Source organism: Pseudomonas linyingensis (genome assembly GCF_900109175.1).
Taxonomy (GTDB): domain Bacteria; phylum Pseudomonadota; class Gammaproteobacteria; order Pseudomonadales; family Pseudomonadaceae; genus Geopseudomonas; species Geopseudomonas linyingensis.
Genome location: NZ_FNZE01000026.1, coordinates 1 through 15,905, shown reverse-complemented (window position 1 = coordinate 15,905; position 15,905 = coordinate 1). Strand labels below are relative to the sequence as shown.

Annotated in this window: 15 protein-coding genes; 4 read left to right on the top strand and 11 right to left on the bottom strand. The window is 65.6% G+C overall.

Annotation, left to right across the window (positions count from 1 at the left end; translation table 11 throughout):
• Positions 1-359: 359 nt before the first annotated feature.
• The 4 genes from BMZ19_RS21060 to BMZ19_RS21045 all read right to left on the bottom strand — a co-directional run bounded on the left by BMZ19_RS21060 (position 360) and on the right by BMZ19_RS21045 (position 4,077).
• Positions 360-1,223, bottom strand: coding sequence for an alpha/beta fold hydrolase (locus BMZ19_RS21060; RefSeq protein ID WP_170847822.1), 864 nt, complete (start codon positions 1,221-1,223; stop codon positions 360-362).
• Positions 1,224-1,240: 17 nt separating this feature from the next.
• Positions 1,241-1,798: a flavin reductase family protein gene (locus BMZ19_RS21055; RefSeq protein WP_090313564.1), complete on the bottom strand. Its 558-nt coding sequence runs from the start codon at positions 1,796-1,798 to the stop codon at positions 1,241-1,243.
• A gap of 64 nt (positions 1,799-1,862) precedes the next feature.
• Positions 1,863-3,059, bottom strand: coding sequence for an acyl-CoA dehydrogenase family protein (locus BMZ19_RS21050; protein WP_090313562.1), 1,197 nt, complete (start codon positions 3,057-3,059; stop codon positions 1,863-1,865).
• A 79-nt stretch (positions 3,060-3,138) separates the two neighbouring features.
• A complete protein-coding gene (locus BMZ19_RS21045) occupies positions 3,139-4,077 on the bottom strand; it encodes a 3-carboxyethylcatechol 2,3-dioxygenase (RefSeq protein WP_090313560.1) in 939 nt (312 codons plus the stop codon).
• A 426-nt stretch (positions 4,078-4,503) separates the two neighbouring features.
• Here BMZ19_RS21045 and BMZ19_RS21040 point away from each other — a divergent pair, with 426 nt between their 5' ends.
• The gene (locus tag BMZ19_RS21040; protein WP_090313558.1) at positions 4,504-5,319 is read left to right on the top strand and encodes a DNA-binding transcriptional regulator; all 816 of its coding nucleotides are present in this window, start codon (positions 4,504-4,506) and stop codon (positions 5,317-5,319) included.
• Positions 5,320-5,557: 238 nt separating this feature from the next.
• On the opposite strand, the gene BMZ19_RS21035 is transcribed toward BMZ19_RS21040, so the two are convergent.
• Entirely contained in the window at positions 5,558-6,001 is a 444-nt protein-coding gene (locus BMZ19_RS21035; RefSeq protein WP_090313556.1) for a winged helix-turn-helix transcriptional regulator, read from the bottom strand.
• A gap of 46 nt (positions 6,002-6,047) precedes the next feature.
• On the bottom strand, positions 6,048-6,323 hold the full coding sequence (locus BMZ19_RS22490) for a hypothetical protein (RefSeq protein WP_170847821.1): 276 nt from the start codon (positions 6,321-6,323) through the stop codon (positions 6,048-6,050).
• A gap of 3 nt (positions 6,324-6,326) precedes the next feature.
• Between BMZ19_RS22490 and BMZ19_RS21025 the strand changes: the two genes are divergently transcribed.
• Positions 6,327-7,325 (top strand): NADP-dependent oxidoreductase, encoded by a 999-nt coding sequence (locus BMZ19_RS21025; RefSeq protein ID WP_090313613.1) that lies wholly within the window; start codon positions 6,327-6,329, stop codon positions 7,323-7,325.
• Between the two features lie 53 nt (positions 7,326-7,378).
• Positions 7,379-8,185: an SDR family NAD(P)-dependent oxidoreductase gene (locus BMZ19_RS21020; protein WP_090313554.1), complete on the top strand. Its 807-nt coding sequence runs from the start codon at positions 7,379-7,381 to the stop codon at positions 8,183-8,185.
• Positions 8,186-8,331: 146 nt separating this feature from the next.
• Here BMZ19_RS21020 and metE read toward each other — a convergent pair whose 3' ends face one another.
• On the bottom strand, positions 8,332-10,635 hold the full coding sequence (gene metE, locus BMZ19_RS21015; RefSeq protein ID WP_090313552.1) for a 5-methyltetrahydropteroyltriglutamate--homocysteine S-methyltransferase: 2,304 nt from the start codon (positions 10,633-10,635) through the stop codon (positions 8,332-8,334).
• A gap of 214 nt (positions 10,636-10,849) precedes the next feature.
• On the opposite strand from metE, the gene metR reads away from it, so the two are divergent.
• Complete coding sequence (gene metR, locus BMZ19_RS21010; protein ID WP_090313551.1) at positions 10,850-11,770, top strand: transcriptional regulator MetR; 921 nt, start codon at positions 10,850-10,852, stop codon at positions 11,768-11,770.
• Between the two features lie 26 nt (positions 11,771-11,796).
• On the opposite strand, the gene BMZ19_RS21005 is transcribed toward metR, so the two are convergent.
• The 4 genes from BMZ19_RS21005 to BMZ19_RS20990 form a co-directional block, all read right to left on the bottom strand.
• Positions 11,797-13,089 carry a TRAP transporter large permease gene (locus BMZ19_RS21005; protein WP_090313550.1) on the bottom strand — a complete coding sequence of 431 codons (1,293 nt, stop codon included), beginning with the start codon at positions 13,087-13,089 and terminating at the stop codon, positions 11,797-11,799.
• Positions 13,086-13,586, bottom strand: a complete 501-nt coding sequence (locus BMZ19_RS21000; protein ID WP_090313548.1) for a TRAP transporter small permease — start codon at positions 13,584-13,586, stop codon at positions 13,086-13,088. The genes BMZ19_RS21005 and BMZ19_RS21000 overlap by 4 nt, the downstream gene beginning before the upstream one ends.
• Positions 13,587-13,666: 80 nt before the next feature.
• Complete coding sequence (locus BMZ19_RS20995) at positions 13,667-14,650, bottom strand: TRAP transporter substrate-binding protein (protein ID WP_090313611.1); 984 nt, start codon at positions 14,648-14,650, stop codon at positions 13,667-13,669.
• A 103-nt stretch (positions 14,651-14,753) separates the two neighbouring features.
• Positions 14,754-15,905, bottom strand: a 1,152-nt coding sequence (locus BMZ19_RS20990; RefSeq protein WP_090313546.1) for an OprD family porin, incomplete at its 5' end; no start/stop codon positions are given.

The window sequence follows — 15,905 nt, the reverse complement described above, 5'->3', positions numbered from 1 at the left end:
CGGGTGCGCGCAATTCGGGTGCCGCCGTCGAACCGTGAGCGGATCGTGGACCGGTGGCTGTCGGTGGCCGGGCAGGGAGCGACGGGGCGAAGCCCGCAGGCTTGGCCGCACCTGCCGTGGGGCCTTTGTTGTCGCCGCGAGTATAGGAACGGCCGGAAAACCCCGACAATGAAAAACAAGCCAAGCGTGCACTTAGTGCACGCTATTGTTTTTAAAGGATTTTTAACAATAAAAAGCCTGTACTGGCCCGCGCTCCGGTGTGCCGGCGGACGGGTGGTACAGGCAGGAGACCCGGCTTCGGCCAGAGGCCGGGTAGACCGATAAACGGAGCCGGCAGCGAGGCGCCGGCCGCAAGCGGATCAGTGGCTCAGGAAGTCCAGCACCATGCGGTTGAACTTGTCGGCGTGCTCCCACTGCGCCCAGTGGCCGCAACGGTTGAATACGTGCAGCTCGGCGTTGGGCAGGCCGGCGAGCAGGCGCAGGCCGGTGTCCATCGGCACGAAGCGGTCGTTGCTGCCCCAGATGACCAGGGTCTGCGCCTTGATCTCGGCGAGACGCGGGCTGAAGTCGGGGAACTGCTTGGGGTTGGCCGCCAGGCTCTTGACGAAGTTCTCCAGGTGATCGCGACGGTTGAGCATGTTATCGAGACGAGCCTGGAACAGCTCCTCGGTGAGGTCGCTGGTGTCGTAGACGAAGATGTTCATCATCTTCTTCAAGTTTTCGATGGTCGGCTCGCGGTACAGGCCCTGCAGCAGCTTGATGCCTTCGCTCGGCATCGGCACGAAGGGGCTCATGCCGCCGGTGCCACCGCCCATCAGCACCAGCTTGCCGACGCGCTCGGGGTTGGCCAGGGCGAAGGCGACGGCGCTGTGGCCACCCATGGAGTTGCCGAGGATGTGCACGCGATCCAGCTCCAGCGCGTCGACCAGGCCCTTGAGCACGCGGGCGTTGAGGTCGGAACGCGAGCCGGTGCAGACGATGCTGTCGCTCTTGCTCCAGCCCGGGCAGTCCATGAGGATCACCCGGAAGCCGGCGGCTACCAGCGGCTCGATGTTGCGGTTGAAGTTGGCCCAGCCGCTGGCGCCGGGACCGGAGCCGTGCAGCATGACCACGGTTTCCGCACCTTCCCCGCAGTCGTTGTAGTGGATGTTGAGGTCGAGCTCGCCGTCCTGGATGCGGACGAACTTGCTGGTGGAGGCTTCGCTCAGGGTGATACTGGTCATCAACGTGTTCCTCGAAATCAGGCTTGGGGGGCGAGGCGGCGGAAGGCGCCGTTCAGGTACAGGAGCGGCTCGCCGCCCGGCTGGCCACGGGTGGCCAGGACCTCGCAGAGGAAGGCGTGGTGGGTGCTTTCATCGAAGACCTTGACCACGCGGCAATCGAAATTGGCCACGGCGCCGTCGAGCACCGGCACACCGCTGGCCAGGTCATGCCACTGGCCATGCTGGAAGCGCGCCTCGCCATGCACGCCCTCGACCATGCCGGCGAACACCTTGGCTTCATGCTCCTGGTCGCCGGACAGCACGTTGACGCACAGGGCGCCGCTCTTGAGGATGGCCTCGCTGGCGGCGACCTTCTTGTTGACGAACACCACCAGGCGCGGCGGCTCGGCGGTCACCGAGCACACCGCGGTGGCGGTCAGGCCGAGATGGGTATCGCCGTCGCGCGCAGTGATGATGGTGACGGCGGCGGCCAGGTTGCGCATGCCGACGCGGTGGTCGTCGGCGCTCACCACCGGCAGGGCGGCCAGGTCGGCGTTGGGAATCCAGTCCAGCAGCTGGTTGATCTCTTTGCTCACGGCTTTATCTCTCACGCAGCAGGCAGGTGCGGGCGGACTACATGGTCCGCCCATCGATGGCGACTCAGGCCTTGACGCCGAACGGGTTAGCCGCCGGCATCGGGTTGCCAAGCAGCTGGCCGCCGAGCAGGTCGCCGATGTTGTCCTGGTTCTGGGTGATGTGGTTGGCACCGACCAGGATGTCGCGCATCTGGCGCTGCATCGGGCTGCTCAGCCACACGCCACGGGTGGCGGTCTTCTTGAAGATCATGTGCGCCGCATCGAAGCACTCGCCGCCGGTGAACTGGTTGGTGGCGAAGTGGCGCACGCGCACCTCCAGCGGCACCAGCTGGCCCTGGGAAGCATAGCTCCAGGCTTCCTCGGTGTTGTGCAGCACGCGGGTGGTGGCGCCGAGGATCTTGGCGTAGGCCTCGCCCAGGCGGCTCTTGATGAACGGGTCGTTGACCGCGGCACCGACGGCCTGGTTGAGGTTCTGACGCGGCTTCATGTGGTCAACATAGAGGTCGACCATGCCACGCGCCATGCCGATGATCACCGAGGACACCGCGGCGTAGAACACGTAGAAGAACGGCATCTTGAACAGGTTGTTGACGTGGCCGTGAGAGTGCTCGTCGTAGTCGCCGATCACGTGGCTGCGATAGGTCGGTACGAACACTTCCTTGATGATCAGCTTCTTGCTGCCGGTGCCGGCCAGGCCGACCACATGCCAGTCGTCAACGATCTCGAAGTCGCTGGCCTGCACCCAGAACGAGCGGAACTCCATCTGACCGGCATCGTTGACCACGCGGCCGCCGAGGAAGGCGCCGCCGGCGGCGTGGTCGCAACCGCTGGAGGTCAGCCACTCGCCGTTGAGCTGGTAGCCGCCGTCAACGCGGGTGACGGTGCCGAAGGGCGCGTAGGAAGAGGACACCAGACGGGTGTTGTCCTCGCCCCACAGCTCGTCGCCGCAGCGCGGGTCGAGCAGGCCGATCTCGAAGGGATGCACACCGAGCACCATCACGTTCCAGGCGCTGGACGGGCAGCCGCGGGCCAGTTCCATCAGCACCTTGTTGAGCACGTTGGGGTGCATCTCGTAGCCGCCCCAGCGCTTGGGCTGCAGGATTTTGAAGAAGCCGGCTTCCTGGAAGGCCTGGATGGTCTCGCGGGAAACCATGCGCGCCTTCTCGCAGGACTCGGCCTTCTCGCGCAGCCAGGGGATCATCGCCTCGGCACGGGCGACGATTTCGGCTTCGCTGGGGATCTGGGTGTCGATGTTGCTCATGTTTCTAGTCCTCTCTCTCCGCTGCACACGCGGCGGGTGACGCATTCTTGTGGTGGACGGCTGCAACCCGCGCAGGGGCTCAGTTCTGCTCGGCGCTTACCACGCCATAGCCGGCAATCCATTCGTTGATCGCCCGGTAGTAGTCCTGGCGGGCGGTGTAGGCGCCGGTGGCAGCCAGCGCCGCGAAGGCGGCGACCCAGGTGCGCACTTCATGGGCCGAGCGGCCGGCGGCCTTGGAGATCTCGTCGATCTTGAACTCGTCGATCTCGTCGAGGCGGCCCTGCACCAGCAGGTCGATGAAGGCCAGGTCCCAGTCGGCGTTGAGCGGGGTCTGCAGCGACTCCGAGGTGCCGTAGATCTTGCCGGCGGCGATGGTGCGCGCCTGGCGGGCGGCACGGGCTTCCGGAGTCGGGTTGCGTCCGGCGATCAGGAACTCGGCGATGGCCTCGGGAGCATCGGCCAGCAGCGGCACGGGCGGCTCGTGGGACAGACCGCCGGTACCGAGGATCAGCACGCGCTTGTCGAGCTTGGCGATGAAGCGACCGACCGCCTCGCCCAGCTTGCGCACCCGGCGATAGGGGGCGAACGGCGGGGCCACCGAGTTGATGATGATCGGGATCACCGGGTAGCGGTCGATGCTGCCGGTCAGCTCTTCCAGGGTCTGGGTGCAGCCGTGGTCAACCTGCAGGCGGTGCGACAGGGCGATATCGACGTCGCTGTCGAGCACGTGGCGAGTCAGCTCCAGGGCCAGACTCCGGTCCACCGACAGCGGGCCGGGCTGGGTCAGGTAGTCGCCCACCGAGTCGGCGGCGGTGGCGATCACGAACGGAGGCATCAGGTCGTAGAACAGGCCGTTGTAATGGTCCGGCGCGAAGATCACGATCAGCTCGGGATCGAAGGCCTCGACCTCGGCACGGGCCTTGGCCAGCGCCGCATCGACTTCGGCGACGACAGCGGCGCCCGGGTCATTCAAGCCACGCAAGGGGGTATGCGACAGGCATTTGAGTTTTACAGTCATGAAACCTCCGTGATCGTTGGAGACCACCCGCCTCCGCCGACCAAAGCGCAACGTGTCAGGAAATTTGCCGTGGACTACCGGTAGCACCGCGCATGCGAGCCCGCCATCCATTCGTCCTCAGGCCGGTCTATTCCCTGGTTGTTTTTTGTTCAGAACGTACGCTGGCCATTCTAGGGGCGTGACTCGGGAAGGAAAAAAACTATCTGCCCTTCCGTGCACTATGTGCACGCCATTGTTTTAAAAAGATTTTTCATGAAGCGCGGGGCGTTTTGGAGGTGTGCAGCCCCAGCGCGGCGTCTGCCGCCGGCGCAAAGACCCTTTTTTGCCTGTGGAAAACCGGCCGCGCGACGCGCCTCGGCTCTGGGCCGGCAAGCGGCCGGCGTGTTTGAATATTGGGAAACCGGACCTTCCCTTGGTAACCGCAAGATGAGCAGCACGCGCGAGACCGAATACAAGACCGTGCGCGGCCTGACCCGTGGCCTGCAGATCCTCAACGCCCTCAACCGCGTGGACGGCGGCGCCAGTCCGGCGCAGCTGGCCGAGCTGACCGGGCTGCACCGCACCACGGTGCGCCGCCTGCTGGAAACCCTGCAGGACGAGGGCTACGTGCGGCGCAGCGAGTCGGACGACAGCTTTCGCCTCAACCTCAAGGTGCGCGAACTGAGCGAGGGCTTCCGCGACGAGCAGTGGATTTCCGAACTCGGCGCACCGCTGCTGGCCGAGCTGCTGCAGGAGGTGCACTGGCCGACCGACCTGTGCACCCTGGACGTGGACGCCATGGTGGTGCGCGAGACCACCCACCGCTTTAGCCGCCTGTCGTTCCACCGCTCGATGGTCGGCCGCCGCCTGCCAATGCTGATCACCGCCACCGGCCTGGCCTACCTGGCGTTCTGCCCGGACGCCGAGCGCGAACGGATCGTCGAGCTGCTGGCCAAGCGCGACGACGAGGAGAGTCGCCTGGCGCGCAACCCGGTGGCGCTGGACAACCTGCTGCGCCGCACCCGCCACCGCGGCTACGGCGAGAACTACGGCAGCTGGAACACCGAGGAACGCATCGCCTCCATCGCCGTGCCGATCCGCGGCGAACAGCGCGTGTACGGCTGCGTCAACCTGGTCTACGTGCTCAAGGCGATGACCATCGAGCAGGCCGCCCAGCGCTACCTGCCGGCGCTGCAGCGCTTCGCCGCCACCATCGAGCAGGGCATCCGCGAGCGCGAGCAGGCCGGGCCGGTGCTGTCGTGACCCCCCGCGCAAAGCCTAGGGTCTGTCGATGGATGCGCATGATTTGTCGGTGGGGTTCGAAATCGCTGGTGGGCAGATCAATGATCTGAGCCGCGGCACCTGAGCTGATCGAGCAGCTCCCCGCAACTGAGGTGATCGTGGCCGACAAAGGCTGACTGTGGTGAAGTTTGGTGCTCAAAGGGCTGCGTCCACCACCGTCTGATACGTAGGGCAGCCATCCGGTCGATCAAGTCTCCTGTCAGCTTTCCTCTGGCGTGACTATACGTATCGGACGAGTCCCGATCCTTGCCCCGGTCACTTCATCCACTGCCACCGCCTTGATTTCTGTTCCTGTTTCAGCGTCGAAGAAACGAACCAGCTTGCCGCCCCCCCGGTATTGGCGTCCCCACTCGCCAATCATGAAGAGCACCGGCAGAAAATCGCGACCGGCAGCGGTCAGAAGATACTCCTCTCGCGGCGGATGCTCCGAGTAGCGCCTTTTCTCCAGCAATCCCTCCTCAGTCAACGTCGCCAGCCGCCGGGTCAGCATCGTCGGTGCGATGCCCAGGCTTTTCCGGAATTGGTCGAAGCGCGTGAGGCCGGCATGGGCGTCCCGCAGGATCAGCAGGCTCCACGCGTCACCAGCGAAAGCCAGGCTGCGCGCGATCGGGCAGGGCTCATTGCAATTATTTTCGCCGTTCATACGTTTTTGATAGTGACTCACTCTCAAATCGATAGTACCGTTAGTTTCAATTTGATAGTAACACCTCGACAACAGGCAATCCACCCGCACGCCGCAAGGCAAGCGCGTTGCGAAAGACTACTTCGCCGGGTTGAAGGAACGCACCAAGGACTGCGACGAGGCCATCTCGCTCCAGGCTCGTCATGCCCAGCTGACGATCTACCCGGACTCCGGGCACGGCGGCGTTTTCCAGCACCACCAGGACTTTGTGTCCGAGGTTCTGGACTTCCTCGCTGACTGAACCGACCAGATGAAAACGAAAGACCAAGAGATGAAAAATCAAATCATGAAAGCACTCATCTTCAAACGTTATGGCAAGTCGCCCGAGATCGGGCTCGCCAATGTTCCCCGCCCGACGCTGAAGCCCAACGAGTTGCTGGTAAAGGTCCACGCTGCCGGCCTGAACCCGATCGACAACATGATTCCGACCGGGACCTTCAAACCGGTCCTGCATTTCCAACTGCCGGCCACGCTGGGCAGCGATCTGGCCGGTGTGGTGACGGAGGTCGGCAGCGACGTGACTCGCTTCAAGGTAGGTGATGCCGTCTTCGCCAGCATCTTCGGCCTTGGTACGGGGTCGATTGCCGAACTCGCGGTGGTACCGGAGAACGCTGCCGCGCTGAAGCCGGCCAATCTGGACTTCGTGCAGGCGGCCTCGATCCCGATGGTCGGACTCACCTCGTGGCAAGCGTTGAAGGAGCGCGCCAATCTTCGGGCCGGCCAGAAGGTGTTCATCCCTGCGGGGTCCGGCGGTATTGGCACGTTTGCCATCCAGCTGGCAAAGCACCTTGGCGCCAAGGTGGGAACGACCACCAGCACGGGCAACGTCGAACTGGTGCGTAGTCTGGGTGCAGACGAGGTAGTCGACTACAAGAAGCAAGCATTCGAGAACGTGCTGAGCGGCTACGATGCTGTGCTTGGTACCGTCAGGGGTGACGCGATTGAAAAATCCATCGGCATCCTCAAGCCGGGAAGCAAGATCGTCTCCCTCGTCGGGCCGCTGGACGCAGCGTTCGCTCGCGCTCGACGGCTGAACTTGTTCCTGACGTTCGTATTCGGCCTGATGAGCCGCAAGGTCATGCGGCTCGCCAGAAAGCGGGAAGTCACCTACTCATTTCTCTTCGTCCATCCCGATGGCGCTCAACTCGCCGAAATCGGCAAACTTCTCGAAGCCCAGCGCATCAAGCCAGTGATCGACAAGGTGTTTCCGTTCGAGGAAGCAAAGGATGCGCTTGAGTACCTTGCCCAGGGACGATCCAAGGGCAAGGTCGTGGTCAAGATGTGATGGCAACCGTGTTTGCCCCCCCCACCAGAACGACTGATACAAAGGAAAAATCCATGACCACGCTTCCGACTGTCTTCATCACCGGTGCCTCCAGCGGCATCGGCGCCACCTACGCCGAGCGCTTCGCCCGCCGGGGCCACGACCTCGTCCTTGTAGCGCGCGACAAGTCGCGCCTGGATAACCTGGCCGCGCGCTTGCGCGAGGCAAGCGATGTGGCCGTTGAAGTGCTGCAGGCCGACCTGACAAGCCCCGCCGACCTGTCCGCGCTGGAAACTCGACTGCGCGATGACGCCCGTATCGGCGTCTTGATCAACAACGCGGGCACGCCTCAATCGGGGGGCTTCCTGGAGCAATCCGCTGAGACCATCGAACGCCTGATCACACTCAACACCACAGCGCTGACGCGGCTCGCTGCGGCGATCGCTCCGCGCTTCGCACAGTCCGGTACTGGCGCGATCGTCAACATTGGCTCGGTGGTGGGTTTCGCGCCCGAGTTCGGTATGTCGATCTACGGAGCCACCAAAGCCTTCGTTCTATTTTTGTCACAGGGTCTGAACTTGGAGCTGTCACCCAAGGGGGTTTACGTGCAAGCAGTGCTGCCGGCATCGACCCGCACCGAGATTTGGGAGCGTGCCGGCATTGACGTCAACACCCTCCCCGAGGTGATGGAAGTGGGTGAACTGGTCGATGCGGCACTGGTCGGTTTCGACCGTCGCGAGTTGGTCACGATCCCGCCGCTTCATGTTGCCGAGCGCTGGGATGCGCTGGATGGTGCGCGTCAAGGGCTGATGTCGGACATTCGACAAGCACATGCGGCTGAACATTATCAGCCACAAGCCAGGGGCGACCGCAAAAACTGAGTGCAACCGCCCTCAGGATGCCTGCGAGGAATGCGGACACTCAGACTGTCCGGCGTTCATGCGATTGCCCTGGACAGCCGACCAGGGCGCGGGAGCACCCGTCATGGCACTCCCACGCCGGAGCGTGGGAACGATCGAGCTGCAGATCACGCCGCCACCCTCACCCTCTCACGCAGCTGACGCGCCGCGGCGACCATGTGCTCCAGCGCCGCGAAGGTTTCTCCCCAGCCGCGGGTCTTCAGGCCGCAGTCGGGGTTGACCCACAGCCGCTCGGCCGGGATACGCTCCGCCGCTTTCTCGATCAGCGCGACCATCTCCGCCACCGTCGGCACCCGCGGCGAGTGGATGTCGTAGACACCCGGGCCGATCTCGTTGGGATACTCGAACGCCTCGAAGGCTTCCAGCAGCTCCATCTGCGAGCGCGAGGTCTCGATGGTGATGACGTCGGCGTCCATCGCCGCGATCGCCTCGATCACGTCGTTGAACTCGCTGTAGCACATGTGGGTGTGGATCTGCGTGGCATCGGCCACCCCGCTGGAACACAGGCGGAAAGCGTCCACCGCCCAGTCCAGGTAGTGTTGCCAGGCGGCGCGGCGCAGCGGCAAGCCCTCGCGGAACGCCGCCTCGTCGATCTGCACGATGCCGATCCCGGCGGCTTCCAGGTCCTGCACCTCGTCGCGGATCGCCAGCGCCAGCTGGCGCGCCTGCACCTCGCGGCTGACGTCCTCGCGCGGGAACGACCACATCAGCATGGTCACCGGGCCGGTCAGCATGCCCTTCATGGGCTTGGCGGTGAGGCTCTGCGCGTAGGCGATCCACGCCACGGTCATCGCCTGCGGGCGGCTCAGATCACCGACGATCACCGCCGGCTTGACGCAGCGTGAGCCGTAGCTCTGCACCCAGCCGAAGCGGGTGAAGGCGTAGCCGTCGAGCTGCTCGGCGAAGTACTCGACCATGTCGTTGCGCTCGGCCTCGCCGTGCACCAGCACGTCCAGGCCCAGCTTCTCCTGCACGCTCACCGCATGGCGGATCTCGGCCTGCATGGCCTCGATATAGTCACTCTCGCTCAGCTTGCCCAGCTTGTACGCCTGGCGCGCCAGGCGGATCGCCCCGGTCTGCGGGAAGGAGCCGATGGTAGTGGTGGGAAACGCCGGCAGGTCGAGACGGGCGCGCTGCTGCTCGATGCGCGCGGCGAACGGCGAAGCGCGGCGGCTGTCGGCCGGTGTCACCGCGGCCAGGCGCTGCTCCACCGCCGGATTGTGGATGCGCGGCGACTGCGCGCGCGCCTGCTGCACGGCGCGGCTCTGCGCCAACGCGGCCTGCACCTCGGGCGCGTCCGGCTCGTTCAAGGCGCGGGCGAGCGTCGCCACCTCCGCGCACTTCTGCACGGCGAAGGCCAGCCAGCCCTGCAGTTCGGCGTCCAGCTGGTCTTCACGACCGAGATCCACCGGGCTGTGCAGCAGCGAGCAGCTCGGCGCCACCCACAGGCGTTCGCCGAGACGCTCGTGAGCATGGCGCAGCACGTCCAGGGTCTGTTCCAGGTCGCAGCGCCAGACGTTGCGGCCGTTGACCACGCCCAGGGAGAGCACCTTGTACGCCGGCAGGCGGTCGAGGATGGTCGGGTACTGCTCGGGGGCGCGCACCAGGTCGATGTGCAGGCCGTCCACCGGCAGATTGGCGGCCAGGCCGAGGTTGTCCTCCAGGCCGGCGAAGTAGGTGGTCAGCAGCTTCTTCGGCAGCGTCTGCTGCAGCAGGTTGTAGGCGCGCTCGAAGGCGGTCTTCCACTCCTGCGGCAGGTCGAGGCCGAGGATCGGCTCGTCGATCTGCACCCACTCGACACCGAGCGCCGCCAGGCGGCCGAGCACCTCGCCGTACACCGGCAGCAGGCGCTCGAGCAGTTCCAGCTTGTCGAACTCATCTCCGCGCACCTTGCCCAGCCACAGGTAGGTCAGCGGACCGATCAGCACCGGCTTGACCCGGTGGCCCAGCGCCAGCGCCTCCGCGGTCTCCTCGAACAGCTGCTCCCAGCTCAGCTGGAACTGCTGGTCGCGGCTGAACTCGGGGACCAGGTAGTGGTAGTTGGTGTCGAACCACTTGGTCATCTCTTGCGCCTGGGCCCCGCTCCCCCCGCAGCAGCCGCCACTCACGCCGCGGGCCATGGCGAACAGGGTGTCGAGGGTGACGCGGCCTTCGCCGTCGCGGAAGCGATCCGGCACCACACCGAACATCAACGAGTGGTTGAGCACCTGGTCGTACCAGGCGAAGTCGCCCACCGGCAGCAGCTCGATGCCGGCGCCCTTCTGCACCTGCCAGTGCTCGGCGCGCAACTGGCGGCCAACCGCGCGCAGGCCGGCCTCGTCCAGCTCGCCCTTCCAGTAGGCTTCGAGGGCCTTCTTCAGCTCGCGGTCGCGGCCGATGCGCGGGAAGCCGAGGGTGTGCGCCAATGCCATTTGTCTGTCTCCATGTGGGTGATGGCCGTCATTCTCGACAGTCGGCGCCACATGAGACAAACTCAATAAATTCGTGATGATCTGTATTTTTATTCACACTGCAGCGTGAGAGGCCCGACCGCCGGGTGACGCCCGGTTTCCGGCAGGCCTGCGGCCCGCATCGCCGCGAGGGCGCGCCTCCCACACGCGCAAAGCCTGCCCCGGACATTCCGCCATGATCGAACTGCGCCACCTGAAAACCCTGCACGCCCTGCGCGAATCCGACAGTCTGGTCGAGGCCGCCGAGCGCCTGCACCTAACCCAGTCCGCCCTCTCCCACCAGTTCAAGGAACTGGAGGAGCGCCTCGGCCTGTCGCTGTTCGTGCGCAAGACCAAGCCGGTGCGCTTCACCAGCGCCGGCCTGCGCCTGCTGCAGCTGGCGGACGCGATTCTGCCGCAGCTGCGCAGCGCCGAGCGCGACCTGGCGCGCCTGGCCGGAGGGACGGCGGGAAGGCTGCACATGGCCATCGAATGCCACAGCTGCTTCCAGTGGCTGATGCCGACCATCGACCAGTTCCGCGACGCCTGGCCGGAGGTGGAGCTGGACCTGGCCTCGGGCTTCTCCTTCGCCCCGCTGCCGGCGCTGGCGCGCGGCGACCTCGACCTGGTGGTCACCTCCGACCCGGTCGAGCTGGCCGGCATCACCTACGTGCCGCTGTTCACCTACGAGGCGCAGTTGGCGGTGGCCAACCAGCATCCTTTGGCGAGCAAGGCCTATGTCAGCGCCGAGGACCTGGCCGGCGAGACGCTGATCCACTATCCAGTGGAACGCGACCGCCTGGACATCTTCACCCGCTTCCTCGACCCGGCCGACGTCGAGCCGGCCGGCGTGCGCACCGCCGAGCTGACGGTGATGATGCTGCAGCTGGTGGCCAGCGGCCGCGGGGTGAGCTGCCTGCCCAACTGGGCGCTGCACGAATACAGCTCGCGCGGCTACGTCACGGCGAAGAAGCTCGGCGAAAAGGGCCTGTACGCGACCCTCTACGCCGGCATCCGCGCCGACATGCTGGACGCGCCGTTCATGCGCGACTTCCTGCTCACCGCCAAGGACACCTCGTTCGCCACCCTCGAGGGGGTGAGTGCGGCGCGGGGCTGAGCGTCCTCCGCCGTCCCCGCGAAGCGCTACATGCCCAGCGCCTTCGGCAGCCAGGTCGACAACGCCGGCAAGGCGTTGATCACCGCCATCACGGCCAGCATCATCGCCAGGAAGGGGATCATCGCCTTGAACAGATCGCCCATCTTCATCTGGTTCTGGCTCATTACCACGAACAGGCCGGGGCCGACCGGCGGGGTGACCAGACCGACCAGGGTGGCCAGCGCGGTGACCACGCCGAAGTGCACTGGATCAACGCCCATGGCGACGGCTGCTGGCAGCAGGATCGGCACCAACACGATCATCACCGCGATCGACTCGAGGAAGATGCCCAGCACGATCATCAGCAGGTTGACCAGCAGCAGGAACATCAGCGGCGAGTCGCTGAACTCGCGGATCCAGCCGGCCAGCAGGTCCGGCACTTCCTGGAACGACAGCGCCCAGCCGAGCACGGTCGCCGCGGCGATCAGGCTGGTGATCATCGCGGTGCTCTTCGACACCTCCAGCAGGATCGCTGGAATGTCCGCGAACTTCAGGTCGCGGTAGATCACCCCGCCGATGAGGATCGACAGCAGCGCCGCCACGGCACCCGCCTCGGTCGGCGTCATCGCCCCGGAGACGATGCCGGCGATCACCGCGAAGGGCACCAGCCCCGGCAACAGGCCCGGCGCCAGCTGGCTCCAGACGCTCGCCTGCGCGCCGTCGTCCGCGGCGGCCGCGGCGCCGCCGGCGGGCAGCTCGACGAACAGCCCGGTGATGATGATCACCGCGGCAAAGCCCATCACCATCAGCACGCCCGGCAGGATGCCGGCGACGAACAGGGTGGCGACCGGCTGGAGGGAAATCACCCCGTAGATGATCATCAGCATGGATGGCGGGATGATCGGCCCGAGCAGTCCGCCGGAAATGGTCACCGCTGCGGCGAACGACTTGTCGTAGCCCTGCTTCTCCATGGCCGGCACCATCAGCCGGCTCATCACCGCAATCTGCGCGATGGCCGAACCGAGGATCGACGCCGCCATGGCGTTGGTCAGCAGGTTGACGTAGGCCAGGCCGCCCTTGAAGCGGCCGACCAGCACGTTGGCGGCGGCGATCAGCCGCTCGGTCAGGCCGCCCTTGTTCATCACCTCGCCGACCAGCATGAACACCGGGATTGCCAGCAGGCCATTCTGCTCCAGCGCGCCGTAGAACTGGGTCGGCAAGCTCTCGGCGAGCACGAACACGTCCTCGACATAGATGAACAGCAGGGTCGCCGCCAGCAGGGTGAACAGGATCGGCAGGCCGCCCAGCAGCAGGGCGAGGAAACTCAGCAGCACGCTCATTTCGCCGCTCCGGCCAGCAGCAGCTCGACGCGCTTGAACAGTGCGACGACCTGGTGGAACAGCATCAGACACAGGGCCGCCAGCAGGAAGCCGTAGTTCAGCCAGCGCGGCAGGCCGGTAGTGGCCGACATTTCCATACGGACTTCCGGCGCCGCCACCCATGCGTAGCTGAGCCAGCAGAGGAAGCCCAGCAGCGCCACGCCGAGCAGCGCATTGACGCACTCGACCAGCGCCCGCAGCGGCGCCTTCAGGGCCACCAGCACGAAGTCGATGTTGATCAGCTTGTTTTCGTGCAGCAGATAGCTCATGCCGAAGAAGGTCACCCCCAGCAGCAGGAACAGGGCCACTTCCTCGGCCCAGAACAGTGGCGCGCTGAACACGTAACGCAGTGTCGCCTGGGCAATCAGCAGCAGCGCCAGCGCGCCACACATGATCACCATCAACAACTTTTCCAGCGACGCGACGGCGTTATCCAGTTTGTAGAATAAGGACAGCATGGCGGATCACCTTATCGGTTGGCACAAGCCCGCTCGCGCAAGCGCGCAGCGGGCATCGCAGCAAGATCAATGCGAGCGGGTCAGTTCGCGAGTGCAGCAGCCTGCTCGGCGAAGGCCTTGATGGTCGGGTTGCGCGCGGTGTACTTGGCCGCGATGTCCTTGCCGACGCTCTGGAACGGCGCGAGGGCGATCTCCTCCACATTCACTCCGGCGTCCTTGAGGGTCTTGAGGTTGGCGGCCTCGGCCTCGACCTGCTTCTGGATGCCCCAGGCTTCCGCCTCGGCGAACACGCGGCCGATCAGCTCGCGATCCTCGCTGCTCTGGCGCTCCCACCACTTCTTCGACACCACCATCACGCCGGGGAAGGCCATATGGTTGGTCAGTGCCAGGTTGCCGGCCTGCTGGTAGAACTTGAGGCCCACCACCACATCCAGATCGACGTCCACCGCATCCAGCAGGTTGGTGGTCAGCGACGGCGACACCTCGCTCAGCGGCAGGGCGGTCGGCGCCGCGCCGTTGGCCTGCCACCAGTCGCTGTAGATCTCGTTGGGGAAGGAGCGGATCTTCTTGTTGTGCAGGTCGGCCGGCGAGCGCACCGGCTTGGTGGAGAGCACATGGCGCATGCCGGCGAAGGCGTAGCCGAGGCCGACCATGCCGTGACCATCGAGCTGCTGGAGCATTTCGCGGGCCGCCGGCGTGCGGGCGGCCGCACCGGCGTGGGCCACATCGGTGAAGGTGTAGGGCAGGAACCAGGCCTGCATCGACTCGCTGCGGTTGGACAGGTCGCCGGCGGTGAGGATGGCGAACTGGATGCCACCCGATTGCAGCAGCTTGATCAGCTGCGGATCGCGGCCGAGCTTGGCCTGGGGGCTGATCCTGGTGGCGAAGCGGCCGGCGCTCTCCTTGTCCAGCTGTGCGGAAAAGCGTTCGGCAATCTGATGCCAGACATGGCTGGGCGGCACGATGTGGGCCAGGCGCAGGTTTTCCGCCTGCACAGCGGCGCTACCCAGGATACCTGCCACGGCCAGCGCCGCTGCAGTCAGTGCCTTGTTGAACAAAGCCATGATGTCCACCTCTCTCGTTGTTGTTATGGGTTGTGAAGCAGGCGGACTGGCCGCAACAGGCTGCGGCCAGTCCGCTGGCGCCCATCGGCGCGCTGACCAACGACTAGAACAGCGCCAGGCTGTAGCTGACGATCAGACGGTTCTCGTCGATATCGGGACGGTAGTTGGAACGCGCGACCACATTGCGCACGCGTACGCTGACGTTCTTCAGCGGGCCGCTCTGCACCGTGTAGCCGAGGTCCAGGTCGCGCTCCCAGTCCTTGCCTTCCTCGGCGCCACCGGTATCGACGTTGTCGCCGGTGATGTAGCGCACGGTGCTGATCAGGCCCGGAATGCCGAGGGCGGCGAAGTCGTAGTCGTAGCGCGCCTGCCAGGAACGCTCGTCGGGCGCGGCAAATTCGAAGGTCGGCACTTCGTTGCCCAGCGGCGTCACGTTGGCGAACACCCGCGGCAGACCGTGCTCGCCATACATGGCCTGGTAGCCGATCAGGAAGTTGTGGCCGCCGCGCTTGGCCGACAGCTGGGTGTAGAACGCCTGGTTGTCGATCTCGCCGGCCAGTTCGTCGCCATCCTCGGCGGAGTCGAAGTAGCCGAGGTTGGCGCCCAGGGTCCAGGCGCCCAGCGGCTCGCTGTGCTTGAGGCTGAAGAAGCGCTGGTTGTAGATGTCTTCCAGCTGGGCGTACCAGGCGCCGACGCTGGTGCGGTTCTGGTTGAAGGCGTAGTCGGCGCCCAGATAGTTGAAGCCGTCGCTGGTGGTTGTCGGGCGGTAGCGCGTGCCGGTGGGGATCAGGGCGCGGATGTCGTCATCGCCCGCCTCGTTGCGCAGGCTGGTGGCGCGCATCTGGCCGCCCTGCAGGGTCAGCCCGGCGATTTCCTGGGAGACGATGCTGGCGCCACTGTAGGTCGGCGGCAGCAGGCGGATGTCGGAGAAGGTCAGCACCGGCAGGTTGGGCTGCAGCTCGCCGATCTTCAGCTCGGTCTTGGAGACCCTGACCTTGAGCGCCGCCCCGGCACGGCTGTAGTCGTCGGGCGCCTCGTCACCGAATGCCCCCGGCAGCAGGCCGGTACCGGCGCGATCCGCGCTGCTGTCCAGCTTGATGCCGAGCAGGCCGATGGCGTCGACGCCGAAGCCGACCGGGCCCGGGGTGTAGCCGGACTTGAAGTTGAGGATGAAGCCCTGGGCCCACTCTTCCTGCTTGGACTGGGCCGTCGCGGGAACGTCGCGGAAGTCGCGGCTGAAGTAGTAGTTGCGCGC